The sequence below is a fragment of the Halomonas sp. KG2 genome (assembly GCA_030440445.1).
Lineage (GTDB): Bacteria > Pseudomonadota > Gammaproteobacteria > Pseudomonadales > Halomonadaceae > Vreelandella.
In genome coordinates, this window is sequence record CP098528.1 from 478,073 (window position 1) to 494,661 (window position 16,589).

The 16,589-nt window shown below is 54.6% G+C and carries 16 protein-coding genes; all 16 read left to right on the top strand.

Translation table 11 applies throughout. The features are described from left to right. Positions 1–11: 11 nt before the first annotated feature. The 16 genes from NDQ72_02360 (at position 12) to NDQ72_02435 (ending at position 16,467) form a co-directional block, all read left to right on the top strand. The gene (locus NDQ72_02360) at positions 12–353 is read left to right on the top strand and encodes a sarcosine oxidase subunit delta (protein WKD28806.1); all 342 of its coding nucleotides are present in this window, start codon (positions 12–14) and stop codon (positions 351–353) included. Then, entirely contained in the window at positions 350–3,400 is a 3,051-nt protein-coding gene (locus NDQ72_02365; GenBank protein ID WKD28807.1) for a sarcosine oxidase subunit alpha family protein, read from the top strand. Before NDQ72_02360 ends, NDQ72_02365 begins: the two co-directional genes overlap by 4 nt. Then, positions 3,393–4,028: a sarcosine oxidase subunit gamma family protein gene (locus NDQ72_02370; GenBank protein WKD28808.1), complete on the top strand. Its 636-nt coding sequence runs from the start codon at positions 3,393–3,395 to the stop codon at positions 4,026–4,028. Before NDQ72_02365 ends, NDQ72_02370 begins: the two co-directional genes overlap by 8 nt. Before the next feature lie 62 nt (positions 4,029–4,090). After that, the gene (gene purU / locus NDQ72_02375; GenBank protein ID WKD28809.1) at positions 4,091–4,957 is read left to right on the top strand and encodes a formyltetrahydrofolate deformylase; all 867 of its coding nucleotides are present in this window, start codon (positions 4,091–4,093) and stop codon (positions 4,955–4,957) included. Positions 4,958–5,229: 272 nt separating this feature from the next. Then, positions 5,230–6,612: an L-serine ammonia-lyase gene (locus NDQ72_02380; GenBank protein WKD28810.1), complete on the top strand. Its 1,383-nt coding sequence runs from the start codon at positions 5,230–5,232 to the stop codon at positions 6,610–6,612. Positions 6,613–6,862: 250 nt separating this feature from the next. Then, entirely contained in the window at positions 6,863–7,471 is a 609-nt protein-coding gene (locus NDQ72_02385) for a rhodanese-like domain-containing protein (protein ID WKD28811.1), read from the top strand. Positions 7,472–7,523: 52 nt separating this feature from the next. Then, positions 7,524–7,979, top strand: coding sequence for a DsrE family protein (locus tag NDQ72_02390; protein ID WKD28812.1), 456 nt, complete (start codon positions 7,524–7,526; stop codon positions 7,977–7,979). 280 nt (positions 7,980–8,259) lie between these two features. Next, positions 8,260–9,192 carry a LysR family transcriptional regulator gene (locus NDQ72_02395; protein ID WKD28813.1) on the top strand — a complete coding sequence of 311 codons (933 nt, stop codon included), beginning with the start codon at positions 8,260–8,262 and terminating at the stop codon, positions 9,190–9,192. A gap of 220 nt (positions 9,193–9,412) precedes the next feature. Beyond that, a complete protein-coding gene (locus NDQ72_02400; GenBank protein ID WKD28814.1) occupies positions 9,413–10,879 on the top strand; it encodes a 2-hydroxymuconic semialdehyde dehydrogenase in 1,467 nt (488 codons plus the stop codon). Next, positions 10,876–11,706, top strand: coding sequence for a fumarylacetoacetate hydrolase family protein (locus tag NDQ72_02405; protein WKD28815.1), 831 nt, complete (start codon positions 10,876–10,878; stop codon positions 11,704–11,706). The genes NDQ72_02400 and NDQ72_02405 overlap by 4 nt, the downstream gene beginning before the upstream one ends. Before the next feature lie 11 nt (positions 11,707–11,717). Next, entirely contained in the window at positions 11,718–12,659 is a 942-nt protein-coding gene (locus NDQ72_02410) for an acetaldehyde dehydrogenase (acetylating) (GenBank protein ID WKD28816.1), read from the top strand. Between the two features lie 11 nt (positions 12,660–12,670). After that, positions 12,671–13,693, top strand: coding sequence for a 4-hydroxy-2-oxovalerate aldolase (dmpG, locus tag NDQ72_02415; protein ID WKD30333.1), 1,023 nt, complete (start codon positions 12,671–12,673; stop codon positions 13,691–13,693). Continuing rightward, positions 13,690–14,457, top strand: a complete 768-nt coding sequence (locus tag NDQ72_02420) for a fumarylacetoacetate hydrolase family protein (GenBank protein ID WKD28817.1) — start codon at positions 13,690–13,692, stop codon at positions 14,455–14,457. The genes dmpG and NDQ72_02420 overlap by 4 nt, the downstream gene beginning before the upstream one ends. A 21-nt stretch (positions 14,458–14,478) precedes the next feature. Then, on the top strand, positions 14,479–14,901 hold the full coding sequence (locus NDQ72_02425) for a RidA family protein (protein WKD28818.1): 423 nt from the start codon (positions 14,479–14,481) through the stop codon (positions 14,899–14,901). Between the two features lie 10 nt (positions 14,902–14,911). After that, a complete protein-coding gene (locus NDQ72_02430) occupies positions 14,912–15,484 on the top strand; it encodes a 3-hydroxyanthranilate 3,4-dioxygenase (GenBank protein WKD28819.1) in 573 nt (190 codons plus the stop codon). Then, the gene (locus NDQ72_02435; protein WKD28820.1) at positions 15,481–16,467 is read left to right on the top strand and encodes an amidohydrolase; all 987 of its coding nucleotides are present in this window, start codon (positions 15,481–15,483) and stop codon (positions 16,465–16,467) included. The genes NDQ72_02430 and NDQ72_02435 overlap by 4 nt, the downstream gene beginning before the upstream one ends. Positions 16,468–16,589 lie beyond the last annotated feature (122 nt).

Sequence of the window (16,589 nt, forward strand, 5' to 3'; positions counted from 1 at the left end):
GAGTATTCGTCATGTTTTATATTTATTGCCCCTACTGCGGCGAGCACCGTGAGGAAGAGGAGTTTCACCCCAAGGGCCAGGCGCATATTGAGCGACCCAAAGAGCCTGAGGCGTGTAGCGATGAAGAGTGGGGAGACTACCTTTTCTTTCGCAACAACCCCAGAGGAGTGCATCACGAAATGTGGGTGCATGCGGTAGGTTGCCGCAAGTTCTTCAACGTGACGCGCCACACGGTGAGCTACGAGATTCTCGAAACCTACAAAATGGGCGAGCAGCCGACGATAACTGCCGACAGCCAAAAGCAGCCTCGCGAGGCGGCAGCGGTAAGCCATCAGGAAGGAGTGCGGGCATGAGTCAGTCTAAGCAACAAGTGTTCCGCCTAAAGGCAGGCGGACGAATCGATCGCTCTCGCACGTTGAGCTTTACCTTTAACGGTCAGCATTATCAAGGGCATCCTGGAGATACCCTGGCCTCGGCGCTGCTGGCTAACGGTGTGGATATCGTTAACCGCAGCTTTAAGTACTCGCGCCCCAGAGGCATCGTCGCCGCAGGCGCCGAAGAGCCCAATGGCATTGTTCAATTAGGCAGTACTGAAGCGGCACAGGTGCCTAATGTCCGCGCTACCCAGCAAGCGTTGTTTGATGGATTAGCCGCCTGTAGCACCAACGGTTGGCCTAATGTACAGCGCGACTTGATGGGCTTGATAGGTAAGTTAGGTGGGCAATTTATGCCGCCGGGCTTCTACTACAAGACGTTTATGGCACCGGCGTCGATGTGGCTGACCTACGAAAAGTATATTCGTAAGGCGGCAGGTCTGGGCCGCAGCCCGATGGAAGCCGATCCAGACAGCTATGACCACCTTCATCAACACTGCGATGTGCTGGTCGTTGGCGCGGGTGCGGCTGGCTTGTCTGCAGCATTGGCTGCTGCCCGTGGCGGTGCGCGGGTGATCGTTGCCGATGAGCAAGAAGAGATGGGCGGCTCACTGTTGGGTAGCCGCGAAACGCTGGATGCCAAGTCGGCAGACCAGTGGGTTGCTCGAGTGCTTGAAGAGCTAGCCGGATGTGAGAACGTCACACTGCTGCCACGCACCACGGCTAACGGTTATCACGATCACAATTTTGTGACACTGCACGAGCGGCGTACTGAGCATCTGGGCGAAACGGCGCCTGTCGTCAATGGCCGCCGCCCGGTACGTTCCCGTATGCATCGAGTTCGCGCTGGTCAGGTGATCCTAGCCACAGGCGCTCACGAGCGGCCATTGGTGTATGCGGGAAATGACGTTCCAGGCAACCTATTGGCAAGCGCTGTTTCTACCTACATTCGACGCTATGGTGTTGTGCCAGGTCGCCAACTGGTGCTCTCCACTAGCAACGACGATGGCTATCGCGCCGCCTTAGACTGGAAGGAAGCAGGCTGCGAAGTGGTGGCGGTTGTTGATGCCCGCGAAGCGCCTGCAGGGGATTGGGTCGATGCCGCCCGTGTCCAAGGTATCAAGATCATCACCGGCAGTGCCGTTATCGAGGCGAAAGGCAGCAACCGAGTCACTGCCGCACGGGTGGCCAAGATCGATATTGGCGCTTATCGAGTCAGTGGCCCAGTCCAGGAATTGGCCTGCGACACTATTGCTAGCTCAGGTGGCTATAGCCCGGTCATCCACTTGGCTTCCCATACCGGTGCGCGGCCTACTTGGCGTGACGATATCCTCGGCTTTGTGCCAGGGCTAGTGAAGGGCGTTCATGCCTGTGGTGGCGCTAATGGCACCTATGCGTTGGGAGATGTACTTGCCGAGGGTGTTGAAGCGGGTATTAAAGCAGCGGCAGCCACAGGCCACGCAGCTCAGCCGGTTAACCTGCCTAGCGTTGAACGTCTTCAGCAGGGGCCTGCGGTGGCACTTTTCCAGGTTCCTCATGAGAAACCCACGCTGCGCGGGCCGAAGCAATTCGTCGACCTGCAGAACGACGTCACCGCAGCGGGCATCGAACTGGCTACCCGGGAAGGCTTTGAGTCTATCGAGCATATTAAGCGCTATACCGCGATGGGTTTCGGTACCGACCAAGGCAAGTTGGGCAATATTAACGGTATGGCCATTGCTGCTCGCTGCCTGAATCGCTCCATCCCCGAGGTGGGCACCACGGTATTTCGGCCTAATTATACGCCGGTGACCTTTGGCGCCATCGTGGGGCGCCACTGCCGTGATCTGTTCGATCCCGAGCGCTATACCGCTCTTCATCAGTGGCACGTTGAGCGCGGCGCCGAGTTTGAGGATGTCGGCCAGTGGAAGCGTCCCTGGTACTACCCACAGAAAGTGAATGGCAAGACCGAGACCATGCACGAAGCGGTTGCCCGCGAATGTTTAGCGGTGCGCGAGAAGGTGGGTATTCTCGATGCTTCGACGCTTGGCAAAATCGACATTCAAGGGCCGGATGCGCGTGAATTCCTGGCGCGTGTCTATACCAACAAGTGGGAGAAGCTGGCGGTTGGTAAATGCCGCTACGGCCTGATGTGCAAAGATGATGGCATGGTCACCGATGACGGTGTGACCAGCTGTCTTGCTGAAAATCACTTTTTGATGACCACCACCACCGGTGGTGCAGCAGCGATATTGGAATGGTTGGAGTTATGGCATCAGACCGAGTGGCCAGAACTGGATGTCTACTTCTCATCAGTGACTGACCACTGGGCCACCATGACGATCACTGGACCCGAAGCGCGCAAGCTGCTGGCTGAGATGACGGATATCGATCTCGACCGCGATAGCTTTAAGTTTATGGAGTGGCGTGCTGGAAAAGTGGCCGGGGTGCCTGCACGTGTCTATCGGATCTCCTTTACCGGTGAGTTGACCTTTGAGATTAACGTCCAAGCCAACTACGCCATGCACGTGTGGCAGACCCTGTTCAAGCATGGTGAGAAGTATGGCTTGACGCCCTATGGCACAGAGACCATGCACGTCCTGCGCGCTGAAAAAGGCTTTATTATCGTTGGCCAGGAAACCGACGGTTCCGTGACGCCGGAAGACCTGGGCATGCAGTGGTGCGTAGGTTACGACAAGCCTTTCTCATGGATTGGCAAGCGAGCCCTGACGCGAACGGATACCAAGCGTGAAAACCGCAAACAGCTAGTGGGGCTCAAACCGAAGGACCCTACGGTGGTGCTGGAAGAGGGCGCCCAGATTGTGTTTGATCCCAAGCATGCGATCCCAATGCCCATGGTGGGGCATGTGACCTCAAGCTACTACAGCCCAATTCTGGACTCTGGATTTGCCTTAGCGGTGGTTAAGGGCGGCCTCAAGAAAATGGGCGAAACCGTCTATCTGCCCATGGCAGACGGCCAAGTTCACGAAGCCGAAATCGTCAGCACCATTTTTTATGATCCCAAGGGAGAGCGCCAAAATGTCTAATGCGGCCACTTTCGATACCCGTACTGATACCGCTATCCCGGTAGAGTCTCCGTTAGCCTTTAGCTACCGTCATAGCGGCGCTCCTCGTGCTGGTAGTTCAAGTCGGGTTCAGCTACGCGAGCGGTCAATGCTTGGGCATTTGATCCTACGAGGCGGTGCCATCGTTCTCGACGAGGCGGTGCGCGACGTGCTGGGGATCAGTCTGCCTGGCAAACCCCAGGCGCTGGTGCAGGATGCCAGCGGCGAACGCTCTATTCAGTGGCTTTCCCCTGACGAGTGGCTGGTGATTGTGCCTGGCGGTGAGGAGTTCCCGCTAGAGACGCAGTTGCGGGAGCGCTTGGGGGATTCCCATTACGCCATCAGCGATGTCAGCGGTGGGCAGACGGTGTTAGAGATTACCGGAGAGGCGGCCCGCGAGCTGTTGATGAAAGCGGTGATCTACGACGTTCATCCTCGCCATTTTCCAGTGGGCAAGGGCGTTACTACCGTTTTCGCCAAGGCCACGACCATCCTTCGTCGGCCCAGTGAGGAGCGTTGGGAGTTAGTCGTGCGGCGCAGTTTTGCCGACTACTGCTACCGCTGGCTACTGGATGCAGCAGCAGAGTATGGCGTGAACGTAGAACAATAAGCAGGCAGGCCGAAACACTGTTTCGGCCGCTATCTTCTGCCGCTAACAGAGATACATGCACTATGAGCCGAATGAGTGATACCTGGATACTTGCCGCCCAATGTCCAAGCCGTTTGGGAACGGTAGACGTCGTCACGCGCTTTTTAAAAGAGCAGCAGTGCTATATCACTGAGCTCAACTCTTTCGATGACCGGCTTGGCGGACGCTTTTTTATTCGTGCCGAGTTTCGTCCAGAGCGAGACGACTTCCATGAAGAGCGCTTCCACGCCGATTTTGCAGCGCGGGCAGGCGAATTCGATATGCAGTTTGAGCTGACGGCGCCGGGCAAACGCACAGGCGCCGTGATTATGGTCTCCAAGGCCGATCACTGCTTGAATGATCTGCTCTACCGTTATCGGACGGGCCAGCTTCCGCTGGATATCAAAGCGGTGATTTCCAACCATCCTGATCTGGAGCCGTTGGCAGCATGGCACGATTTGCCCTATCACTACCTGCCGATCACGCCCGAGACGAAATTGCAGCAGGAAGCGCAGATACGCGAAATCATCGCGGATACTGACGCTGAGCTGGTGGTGCTGGCAAGGTATATGCAGGTACTCTCCCCCTCAATGTGTGAACTATTAGCCGGACGGGCTATCAATATTCATCACTCACTACTGCCCGGTTTTAAAGGCGCTAAGCCTTATCACCAGGCGTACGAAAAAGGCGTCAAGCTAGTGGGGGCAACGGCGCATTATATTAATAATGACCTTGATGAAGGGCCCATTATTGCTCAAGGGGTCGAGCCAGTGGATCACACCCACTACCCAGAGGATCTGGTTGCCAAGGGAAGGGATATCGAGTGCCTGACGCTGGCTAGAGCGATTAGCTATCACTTGGAACGTCGTGTGTTCTTTTATTCTGGGCGTACAGTGGTGTTTGGTAACTAAGGTTTTTGGCTTATAGCTGTTAACGATAAACATACACAGTTCGAGCGCGCTTTTATAACTGGGCTACTGTCAGCACTAAGCGTTTTTCAGTTCGCTAGGTAGCCCTTAGTTATGTATAAGCATGCTAATGCGTGCTTAAGAATTTCGGTTTATAAAAATAAAAACTTATCCATAAAAGATAGTTTCGTTTTATTTTTCATTACATCAATAACTTATTAAAACTTTCAGGCACCGCCTGAGTTTCCCCTGTTTATACGTCAAGAGGTGCTCCAATGCCTATCAGTGTTTTCGACCTTTTTAAAATTGGAGTAGGCCCCTCCAGTTCCCATACCGTCGGGCCCATGCAGGCCGCTTTTAAGTATGTTACATCACTACGCGAAGCCGACCTTCTTGATCAAGTGGCCCACCTGGACGTTCATCTTTATGGCTCACTGTCCGCGACGGGTGTAGGGCACGCAACGGATCACGCGATTATTATGGGGCTGATGGGTGAGCGCCCCGACACGATTGATCCTTTGATTATTGGGCCATCCATTGCGTCGCTTAAAGAGAGTCAGTTATTAGAACTTGGACGCCAAAAAACAATCGCTTTTGATTGGAATCGCGATATTTATTTCCATGAAGAGAGTTTGCCTCATCATCCTAATGCCATGCGGCTTGCTGCCTTTACACATCAAGGTGAATTGCTGCATGAAAATATCTACTACTCGGTGGGGGGCGGTTTTGTTGTTGAACAAGCCCAGGTGGATATGCCGTTAGAGGACTTTGATGGGGCAACTATTCCCTACAACTTCGATACGGCTGAAGAGCTGCTAGCATTATGTAAAAAAGAGCAGCTGAGTATTAGCCGCTTAATGCTAGAGAATGAGAAAGTATGGCGGACGGAAGACGAGGTCAGAAATGAGTTGTGGCGAATCTGGCAAGTCATGTGTGAATGCATTGACAACGGGTTAGCCCATGAAGGGATATTGCCGGGTGGGTTAAACGTAAAACGCAGAGCTAAGCTGCTGCATCAGCGGCTTTTAGCGGCTGAACAGAATGATTGCCTAATCGCAACGACGTTTTCAGCGATGGAGTGGGTCAATATTTTTGCGCTCGCGGTTAATGAGGAGAATGCCGCAGGAGGGCGCATGGTAACGGCGCCCACTAACGGCGCTGCAGGCATTATTCCCGCCGTGCTGCACTACTATATGAAATTTCAGCCCAACGCCTGCGAGAAAAACGTCGTGGATTTCCTGCTAGCGGCAGGTGCCATTGGCATTCTCTGTAAGAAGAACGCGTCGATATCGGGGGCGGAAGTGGGCTGCCAAGGTGAAGTCGGCTCGGCGTGTGCCATGGCGGCAGCTGGCTTAGCGGATGTGATGGGAGGAACGCCCGAGCAAGTAGAGCATGCGGCCGAAATCGGCCTGGAACACAATTTAGGATTAACCTGCGACCCGGTGGGAGGGCTGGTTCAGGTGCCGTGTATCGAGCGCAACGCTATTGCCACCGTAAAAGCCATTAATGCAGCGCAAATGGCGTTGCATGGTGATGGCACTCACTTTATATCGTTGGATAAGGTCATTCGCACTATGCGCGATACGGGTAGAGACATGCTTGATAAATATAAGGAAACTTCCAAAGGTGGACTGGCCGTCAATGCTATTGAATGTTAATCGCTAATGTATCCGGCAGGGTAGTTAAATTATCAGTCGTTTGGGTGCGTTGTTTTAACGCCACTGAATGATTAAAAGCGATCTGCTTCGTTTAGGCACAACGAAGGCTGTTAGCGATGGTGTCTGGCATTGTTACGTCAAGGCTAGCTAACAGCCTCCTACTTCTGGCTAGTGACAAAGCGCCGCAGGTAGTTCTGCATCTTTTCAGCTATCTTAAGTCCATTAGGTTATTTATTTAGAGGCTTTTGTTATGGCTAGAGTTGCAAACTATTTTGCTGAGCTTCCGTACCGTAATTCTGCCCTTGCCACCTTGATTGCACTGAACATGAGTGTAATTACCGTCGCTCAGGCTGAAGATACGCCCTCTTATCGAGAAACGCAGTTGGGCTTGTATGTGAAAGCCTATGACCTGCTGCAGCAAGAAGACGATGCATTGTTGATTGATGTGCGTGATCCCGTCGAAATTAAATTCACTGGTTTTGCAGAACCCACTGATATTCATGTGCCATGGGTACTAACGGACACGACTCAGTTCGATGCTGATAGCAAAACATGGCCAACGGTACGTAATGTCAATTTTGCCGAACAAATCCGTGCCGCGCTCGAGGCGCATCAAACAAAAGACGATACTCCAATCATCGTAATGTGCCGCTCTGGAGCAACCCGTAGCGCACCCGCTGCAGACTTGATCACAGAGATGGGATTTTCGCAGGTGTATTCGGTTAGCGATGGTTTTGAAGGGGGGACGCTTGCTGAAGGTGACTCAAAAGGTGTGAGGGCGCGTGATGGGTGGCGTAATTCGGGATTGCCCTGGAGTTATGACGTTGATCCTGACATTGCTTGGTATGAGTCGAAATAGCGCAGAAAAGCATTTAAAGCAGCGAATCGCACCTATTGATAAGGAGATAACGATGCATAAAACATTAGTAATGGCCGGTGTGTTAGCTTTAGTACCGATGGTGGCTACCGCAGATAACCACGATGCCGAGAGCGATAAAGCGTTAATGATTCTGACCAGCGGCGCAGTACAAACGCAATCAATGGCAATGATCTTAGGTAATGCGATGCGTCAGCAGGGCACGGATCTACATATCTTGCTGTGTGACGCCGCGGGCGATCTCGCGGTAGATGGCTATGAAAGTGAATCAGCGGTCAATACCCCGCCCAGTAACCCAGCAGGGCAGGTTAAACCTGAAGGTATGTTGAAAATGTTGATGGGTGAAGGCGTCAGTGTCGATGTATGTGCCATCTACTTACCCAACACCGATTACACCCAAGAAGATCTACTTGAAGGCGTTGGTGTTGCGGCTCCAGGACCAATGGCAGAGATGATGCGCGACCCGGCCATTCCGGTATTCAGTTTCTGAAACGTTAGTGCCATGTTGGCAGTATGAAGCCGCTACTTTTTAGTAGCGGCTTTTCTATGTGTTGGAGTGTTGCACCATGAGCTTTTCCAACAATACTTGAGAAATGATTGATACTCATACCATTAGTAGGGTGTACTTACGGTTACCCACTTTTTGAGTGGTTGCTCCATGGAAGCGTTACTGGCTCTAACGCTGGCAGCGTTGTTTTGCACGGCATGACCATGTTCCATGGCGGTTTGCTTGTCTCAAGATTACCAACCACTCGGTATGCCATAAAGCTATGAAATACACAGATTCCTCTATTACGCGTAAGTTAAAATTTCATCAGCTAATGGTTTTTGAGCAAGTGGTGTTAAGCGGCTCAATGCTACGCGCTTCCCAGATGCTCAATCTGACACAGCCAGCCGTTAGCAAAGTGATACATGATTTAGAAGTGTATTTTGACAGCCCGCTTCTCGTCAGGGGAAACCGAGGGGTAGTTCCCACTGAGCTAGGTGAGCTTGTTTTGAAACGTGCAAAGCTGCTGATGGCAGAGCTGCGTAGTCTGACAGACGAAGTGAATGCTTTTCAGGAGGGAACCAGTGGTCATGTCGTCGTCGGCACGTTGATTTCGGCTTCAGTTTCCTTACTTCCAAAAGCAATTCGATTGCTTAAGCAAAGAGCACCCAACGTCATGGTGTCTTTGCGTGTCGGTCAGATGGATCAACTGTTTCCTGCAGTGGAAGTGGGCGACGTTGACTTGGTGGTCGGACGTGTTCCTGATGATTGGCGTTGGAGAGATGAGGCTAATAGCCTTACGGTGGAAACCCTCTACAGCGAAGAGCTATGCATTGTCGCTGGTGCGAAACACCCCCTACACGCAAGCCAATCGTTGACCCTTGAGAAGTTACATCCCTTTCCATGGGTCCTGCCTACCCGAGAGTCATTACTAAGACGTACTGCCGACAAGCTTTTTGCTGAAGAGGGTTTGTCTGTTCCCAGCAATGTAGTGGAGTCTTTATCCATTCTGACCAATTTAACCCTGATGCAAGACCAGGAGACCGTTGCTTTGATGCCTTACGAGGCGGCTTTTCCTTTCGCTGAGGCTGGGCTTCTCAAGGTTTTTAAGCTTGGAAAGTCGCTGGCTTTTGGCGATATTGGTTGCTTCTCCGCTTCTGGTCGTGAGCTAGGCCCTGCTGCAAAACTGTTTCGTGAATGCCTCAAGGAGGCGTGACAACAGTGAATTTTTGCGAACAGCATTCTACTGCTATGAATTTACAACGTTTATATAACCAGGTGCCCTTTTTGGATTAGCGGTTTGATGGGAGCCGGGAGCTGACAATGCCAGGTATTCCTTTTTTAGATATCTAATGGGTTTTTATTGATTATGAAATGATATCTGCCCTGCCTACACTCTTTCCGAAATGAATTAAAACAACGTTTCGGAGACAACCGTGTCGACCACAGCGCCCCAGCTTCTCAATTATGTCGGCGGTGAATTTCTTGCCACCGAACAGACTTTCCCCAATATCTCACCCATTGATGGCCGTTTGCTGAGTCAGGTCTGTGAAGCCGACGAAGCCTTAGTGGGGCGCGCCGTTAGTGCCGCCAAAGCCGCCCAAACTGGCCCTTGGGGCCGCACCAGTGCCAGTGAACGAGCCGATGTGCTGATGCGCATCGCCGTGGGTATCGAGAGCCGTTTTGAAGAGTTTGTGGCCGCCGAAGTGGCCGACACCGGTCGCCCGGTGGAGCAGGCCCGCCGTCTGGATATCGCACGTGGCGTGCACAACTTCCGTACCTTTGCCGAGCTTATCCGCCAGTCTGGCGGCGACTACTTCGAGATGCGTGCTCCCGACGGCAGCGATGTTTTCAGCTACTCGGTGCGTAAACCCCACGGTGTGGTTGCAATTATCTCCCCCTGGAACCTACCGATGCTGTTGCTCACCTGGAAGGTGGCCCCCGCCCTGGCTTGCGGCAACTCGGTAGTGGTTAAGCCCTCTGAAGAGTCTCCCTCCACAGCTACGCTGTTGGCCGAAGTGATTCATGACGTGGGGCTGCCTGAAGGCGTATTCAACCTGATCCACGGCTTCGGTCCAGGTTCTGCCGGTGAGTTTTTGACCAAACATCCCGACGTAGACGCTATCACCTTTACCGGTGAATCTCGCACCGGCAGTGAAATCATGAAGGTGGCCGCTGAGGGTGTTCGTGACGTTTCCTTCGAATTGGGCGGCAAGAATGCCGCCGTGGTCTTCGCTGACTGCGACTTTGAGGCGGCGGTGGCTGGCGTGGCCCGCTCCAGTTTCACCAATGCCGGTCAGGTGTGCCTCTGCTCCGAGCGAGTCTATGTAGAGCGTCCTATTTTTGAGCGTTTCGTGGCCGCTCTCAAAGAGAAAGCCGAAGGGCTCAAAATCGGCTATCCGGACGAGCCCGGTGTTGATATGGGGTCAATGATCTCTCGTCAGCATCGCGAGAAGGTACTCAGCTACTTTGAATTAGCTCGGGAAGAGGGCGCCACTGTAGTGACTGGCGGCGAAGTGCCAACGTTTGGCGATGCTCGCGATCAGGGGGCTTATGTGCGACCAACTATCTGGACCGGCCTGTCCGACGATGCTCGTTGTGTTCAGGAGGAGGTCTTTGGCCCTGTCTGCCATATCGCCCCCTTCGACCGTGAGGATGAGGTGATCGAGCGGGTCAACAATACCATTTATGGCCTGGCAACCGCCCTCTGGACCCAGGATCTGGGCCGTGCCCACCGAGTTTCTCGCCAGTTCCATGTAGGCATGGTGTGGATCAACACTTGGTTCCTACGCGACTTGCGCACGCCCTTCGGAGGAGCGCGGCTTTCTGGCCTTGGCCGCGAGGGCGGCCGCCATTCCCTCGATTTTTATTCCGAACTGACCACCATCTGCGTTAACCCGTGAGCGAGGAGATTGCTATGCATACTGCCCTGATCGAGGCCGCAGAGTGCCTCAGCCAAGCCCAGGCGACGGGACAACCTTGTAAGCCGGTGCGTGAGCTGATTGCCCGTGCCCAGGTGGAGGAGAACGCCGCTGACCCGGTGGCCTTAGCCTATGCCGTCCAGCAGTACAACACTCGCCTAGCCCGGAACCAGGGGCGTCGCCAAGTGGGCTTTAAGGTAGGGCTTACTTCCCGCTCCGTGCAGCAGCAGTTAGGGGTGAATCAGCCTGATTTCGGAGTGCTTTTCGCCGACATGGCGGTGGGTGACGGTCAGCCTATCGCAGTAGGTGCCGTGCTTCAGCCCAAAGTGGAAGCGGAGATCGCTCTGGTGCTGGCACATGACTTGGATCACGAGCGCCATACCTTAGCGGATCTGATTCGGGCTACCGCCTTCGCTTTACCTGCCATTGAGGTGGTGGGGAGTCGCATCGCTAACTGGGATATCCGCCTTGAGGACACTATCGCCGACAACGCCTCATCGGGCTGCTTTGTCCTCGGCAGTCGTCCAGTGACGCTGGAAGCCCTCGACTTAGTGCGTTGCGGTATGAAGATGACCTTGCGCGGTGAGCCAGTGTCAGTGGGCGCGGGTGCTGCCTGTCTCGACAATCCCTTGAATGCCGCCGTATGGCTGGCCGATACCATGGCCCGCTTCGGGGAGCCGTTGCGCGCCGGTGACATTCTGCTCACCGGTGCTCTTGGCCCCATGGTGTCCGCAGCAGCAGGCGATATCTTTCACGCCGAAATACAAGGCCTGGGTGGTGTGACCGCTGCTTTCGCCAAGCCACAATGAGAGAAAAAATCATGAGCAAAAAAGTCAAAGTGGCCATCATTGGCTCCGGCAATATTGGCACCGATCTGATGATTAAGATTCTGCGGCACGGCCAGTACCTTGAAATGGGAGCTATGGTGGGAATTGATCCGGCCTCGGACGGTTTGGCGCGCGCCCAGCGCTTCGGCGTCCCTACGACTGCCGAGGGAATTGATGGTCTGCTGGCTATGGAGAATGTTGACGACATCAAAATCGTCTTTGACGCCACTTCTGCTGGCGCCCATAAGCGTCACAACGAGATGCTACAAGATCGCGGCATCAACGTCATCGACCTGACCCCGGCAGCCATTGGTCCCTATGTGATTCCGTCGATCAATATGGATGAGCATCTGGACGCCCCGAATATCAATATGGTGACGTGTGGCGGTCAGGCCACCATCCCCATGGTAGCAGCAGTTGCCCAGGTTGCTAGGGTGCACTATGGCGAGATTGTCGCCTCTATTTCCAGCAAGTCTGCTGGCCCGGGTACCCGCGCCAATATTGATGAATTTACCGAAACCACTTCCCAGGCAATTGAATCCTGTGGCGGTGCTGCCAAGGGTAAGGCAATCATTGTACTCAATCCTGCCGAGCCTCCATTGATCATGCGCGATAGCGTTTTTGTACTCTCTGAGGAGGCAGACCGAAACGCCATTGAAGCCTCTATCAATGCAATGGTGGCTGCGGTGCAGGAATATGTGCCGGGCTATCGCCTTAAACAGCAGGTGCAGTTCGAGTCAGTGCCCGCAGAGCGTCCGGTTAACTTACCCGGCCTTGGCCTAACTCACGGTCTCAAGACCTCGATTTTTCTAGAGGTCGAAGGGGCTGCCCACTACTTACCGGCCTATGCCGGCAACCTGGACATTATGACCTCCGCTGCGAAGAGCTGTGCTGAGCGCCTCGCTGAAACCCGCTTGCTGGACGCCATTGTCTGAGGAACTTCATGATGAACAAGAAACTTTATATCTCTGATGTGACCTTACGTGATGGCTGTCATGCAGTGCGTCATCAGTACAGCATTGAGGATGTCCAGCGAATTGCCCGCGCGCTCGACGCAGCTAAAGTGGACTCTATTGAAGTCGCCCATGGTGACGGTTTGCAGGGGTCCAGCTTCAACTACGGCTTTGGAGCCCACAGTGATCTGGAGTGGATTGCCGCAGTGGCCGAGGTGGTCGAGCATGCCATGATCACCACCCTGTTGTTGCCTGGAATTGGCACCGTACATGACCTAGACGCCGCCTATGCTGCGGGTGCCCGAGGTGCACGGATTGCTACCCACTGCACTGAAGCGGATGTCTCTCGCCAGCATATCGAGCATGCCCGCAAGCTGGGTATGGATACTGTAGGATTTTTAATGATGAGCCACATGCAGACACCCGAGGGGCTGGCCGAGCAGGGTAGGCTGATGGAGTCCTTCGGTGCCCAGACCATTTACGTGGTGGATTCTGGCGGTGCCCTGACTATGGATGGCGTGCGTGATCGCGTAAGCGCCATGAAAGCAGTGCTCAATCCAGCGACTCAACTAGGCATCCATGCCCATCATAACCTGAGCCTCGGCGTGGCTAACTCTATGGCTGCGGTGGCAGCAGGCTGTGACCGAGTTGACGCCAGCCTTGCAGGGATGGGAGCCGGCGCTGGCAATGCTCCCCTGGAGGTATTCATTGCCGCTGCTGAGCGTATGGGATGGAATCATGGCACTGACCTCTACACCTTGATAGACGCCGCCGACGATATAGTGCGCCCGCTGCAGGACCGTCCAGTGCGGGTAGATCGCGAGACCCTAGCGCTAGGCTATGCGGGCGTTTATTCCAGTTTTCTGCGCCACGCAGAGGCTGCCGCCGAGCGTTATGATTTGAAAACGATTGATATTTTAGTGGAGCTGGGCCGCCGCAAGATGGTGGGTGGCCAGGAAGATATGATCGTCGACGTGGCGTTGGATCTTCTGGCCAAACAGGGAGAGCCCGCATGAACATCAATATTTCCACTATCGCCACGGCACTGGATCAGGCTGCTCGACACGCCGAGCCGCTGGCTCAGTTCAGCACCCATACGCCTTTTTCTTTGGCACAGGCCTACGAGATCCAACGCGTTTCCATGCAGCGCCGCTACGCAGACGGCGAGCGCAGCATTGGTATCAAGTTGGGCTTCACTAGCCGCGCCAAAATGCAGCAAATGGGTGTGGACAGTCTAATCTGGGGCTGGCTTACCGACGCCATGCTGGAAGAGGACGGTGGCGACGTGGCGCTGTCACGCTATATCCACCCTCGTGCCGAGCCGGAAGTGTGCTTCCTGGTTGGTCGCGCTATCGACCGCCCACTGACCCTATTGGAAGCTGCCGAGCATATCGAGGCAGTCGCGCCGGCCATCGAAATTATCGACTCTCGCTATGAAGCGTTCAAATTTAGCCTTGAAGACGTGGTAGCAGACAACTGCTCTTCCTCCGGCGTGGTGGTGGGGGCCTGGTCCCGGAACCTCTCTGGCCTGGACAACGCCGGAGTGCTAATGCGCTTGGATGGTCAACTGGCGCAGGTCGGCTCCACCGCCGCAATTCTCGGCAACCCGCTGCGCAGCGTGGCTGAGGCCTCCAAATTAGTTAGTGAGGCCGGCCTCAGCCTGCCCGCAGGCAGCCTGATCATGGCGGGAGCCGCCACTGCCGCTGAAGCATTGCACCCAGGCGTCCACGTCAGTGTAGAAGTCGCCGGTTTCGGTGAGTCCGCTTTCACCTGTCGCTAATCCAATAATAAGGAGCATGTCATGCATACCCGTCGTGCCACCCTGGTTGAGGGTAAGGCCAAGCCCCGGGGCGCCTTTCCTCATATCAAGCGTGCCGGAGACTTTTTGTTTGTCTCTGGCACCAGCTCGCGCCGCCCTGACAACAGTTTCGAAGGGGTAGAAGTAGATGAGATGGGAACCACCCAGCTTGATATTCGCGCTCAGACTCAAGCGGTGATTGAGAATATTCGCGACATTCTTGCTAGCGAAGGAGCGAGCCTGTCTAACGTAGTGGAAATCAGCACTTTCCTGGTCGATATGAACGATTTCGGCGGCTACAACGCCGTTTATGCCGAATATTTTGACGAGCAGGGCCCGACCCGTACGACGGTGGCCGTGCATCAGCTCCCCCATCCCCATTTGCGTATCGAAATCAAAGCGATCGCTTATGCCCCAGTTCAGTGAGGTGACTTCCATGGATAAGCATCACTACAGCGCACCGCTCAATTTTAATCGCTGGATTGAAGAGCATGCCCATCTGCTCAAGCCGCCGGTAGGCAATCAGCAGGTCTGGAAAGACAGCGATTACATGGTCACCGTGGTAGGGGGACCTAATCAGCGAACCGACTTCCACGACGACCCGGTAGAAGAGTTCTTCTACCAATTCAAAGGCAACGCCTACCTGAATATTTGGAACCATGGTCGCTATGAGCGAATTGATCTCAAGGAGGGAGATATCTATCTGATGGCGCCTCATGTGATTCATTCCCCTCAGCGTCCAGAACCCGGCAGTCTTTGTCTGGTTATCGAAAAGACTCGCCCCCCGGGGCTGCATGACGCACTGCAATGGTCCTGCGCGCGCTGTGGCAACCTCATCAAGCGCTACGAAATGCAGTTGGAGAGCATTGTCACGGACTTGCCGCCGGTTTACGAGCGCTTCTATGCCACGAGCGAGGAGGAGCGTCGTTGCAGCAACTGTGGCGAAATTCATCCCGGGCGTGACTGGGAGACCTGGCACCGCATGCTCAGCGAGGTGCACGGCCAATGAAAATTGATATTCACTCTCATTTCATGCCACGGATCAGTCAGGCGGAAGCGGCACAGCTTGATCCCGAGCGCGCCCCCTGGCTGAAAACCGAGGGACGTAATGGTCAGATCATGGTCGGCGACAAGCCTTTCCGGCCGGTCAATGATCTGCTCTGGGATGCTGAGCAGCGTCTGGGTTATCTGGACGAGCAGGGCCTCGACGTGCAGATCATGTGTGCCACGCCGGTGATGTTTGGCTACGACCAACCGGTTAGTCGAGCGATGCCCTGGGCTCGGCTAATGAATGATAAAGCCCTTGAGATGACAGTCACGGCACCGGATCGCCTCAAGGTTCTCGCCCAGGTTCCGTTGCAGGACATTGATGCTGCCTGCCGGGAAGCGAGCCGCGCCAAGGAGGATGGCCACTTAGGTGTGCAGATTGGCAACCATGTCGGCCCCAAAGACTTAGATGAAGAGGGCTTGGTTACCTTTCTGCAGCACTGTGCTGCGGAGGGCATACCGCTGCTTGTGCACCCTTGGGACATGATGACCGATGGGCGCATGAAGAAGTGGATGCTGCCCTGGCTGGTGGCAATGCCCGCGGAGACCCAGCTAGGAATTCTGTCACTGATCCTATCCGGCGCCTTTGAGCGTATCCCTACGTCGCTAAAACTCTGCTTTGCCCATGGGGGTGGTGGCTTTGCTTATTTGCTGGGACGGGCCGACAACGCCTGGCGCCATCGCGACATCGTGCGCGAAGACTGCCCCAATCTGCCCTCCAGCTATGTAAAACGTTTCTATGTGGACTCGGCGGTTTTCGATGATGGCGCGCTGAGCCTCTTAGTCGACGTGATGGGCAGTGATCGAGTGATGCTTGGTTCGGATGCTCCTTTCCCTCTGGGAGAGCAGTCTATTGGCGCAGGCGTTAGTGAACACCCAACGCTGGCGGCAGAGGATAAGGCAAGAATTCTGGCCGGTAATGCCCGCGACTTTTTTGGAATTTAACGCCAGTACAGAAAGCGCATACGCCTCAGGTATTCCATAAAGCAATATCTGAGGCGGAATGGTTGATTTATAAATAATAGCCGTCCCAGCTAGACTTCTTAAGCATCCACCTGCCGCGTTTG

Excerpts from the sequence above, each read along its gene's own strand:
- NDQ72_02365 (WKD28807.1), top strand. The coding sequence starts at position 350 with ATGAGTCAGTCTAAGCAACAAGTGTTCCGCCTAAAGGCAGGCGGACGA.
- NDQ72_02390 (WKD28812.1), top strand. The coding sequence starts at position 7,524 with ATGCATAAAACATTAGTAATGGCCGGTGTGTTAGCTTTAGTACCGATG.
- NDQ72_02395 (WKD28813.1), top strand. The coding sequence starts at position 8,260 with ATGAAATACACAGATTCCTCTATTACGCGTAAGTTAAAATTTCATCAG.
- NDQ72_02360 (WKD28806.1), top strand. The coding sequence starts at position 12 with ATGTTTTATATTTATTGCCCCTACTGCGGCGAGCACCGTGAGGAAGAG.
- NDQ72_02430 (WKD28819.1), top strand. The coding sequence starts at position 14,912 with ATGGATAAGCATCACTACAGCGCACCGCTCAATTTTAATCGCTGGATT.
- purU (WKD28809.1), top strand. The coding sequence starts at position 4,091 with ATGAGCCGAATGAGTGATACCTGGATACTTGCCGCCCAATGTCCAAGC.
- NDQ72_02385 (WKD28811.1), top strand. The coding sequence starts at position 6,863 with ATGGCTAGAGTTGCAAACTATTTTGCTGAGCTTCCGTACCGTAATTCT.
- NDQ72_02420 (WKD28817.1), top strand. The coding sequence starts at position 13,690 with ATGAACATCAATATTTCCACTATCGCCACGGCACTGGATCAGGCTGCT.
- dmpG (WKD30333.1), top strand. The coding sequence starts at position 12,671 with ATGAACAAGAAACTTTATATCTCTGATGTGACCTTACGTGATGGCTGT.
- NDQ72_02380 (WKD28810.1), top strand. The coding sequence starts at position 5,230 with ATGCCTATCAGTGTTTTCGACCTTTTTAAAATTGGAGTAGGCCCCTCC.
- NDQ72_02370 (WKD28808.1), top strand. The coding sequence starts at position 3,393 with ATGTCTAATGCGGCCACTTTCGATACCCGTACTGATACCGCTATCCCG.
- NDQ72_02435 (WKD28820.1), top strand. The coding sequence starts at position 15,481 with ATGAAAATTGATATTCACTCTCATTTCATGCCACGGATCAGTCAGGCG.
- NDQ72_02410 (WKD28816.1), top strand. The coding sequence starts at position 11,718 with ATGAGCAAAAAAGTCAAAGTGGCCATCATTGGCTCCGGCAATATTGGC.
- NDQ72_02425 (WKD28818.1), top strand. The coding sequence starts at position 14,479 with ATGCATACCCGTCGTGCCACCCTGGTTGAGGGTAAGGCCAAGCCCCGG.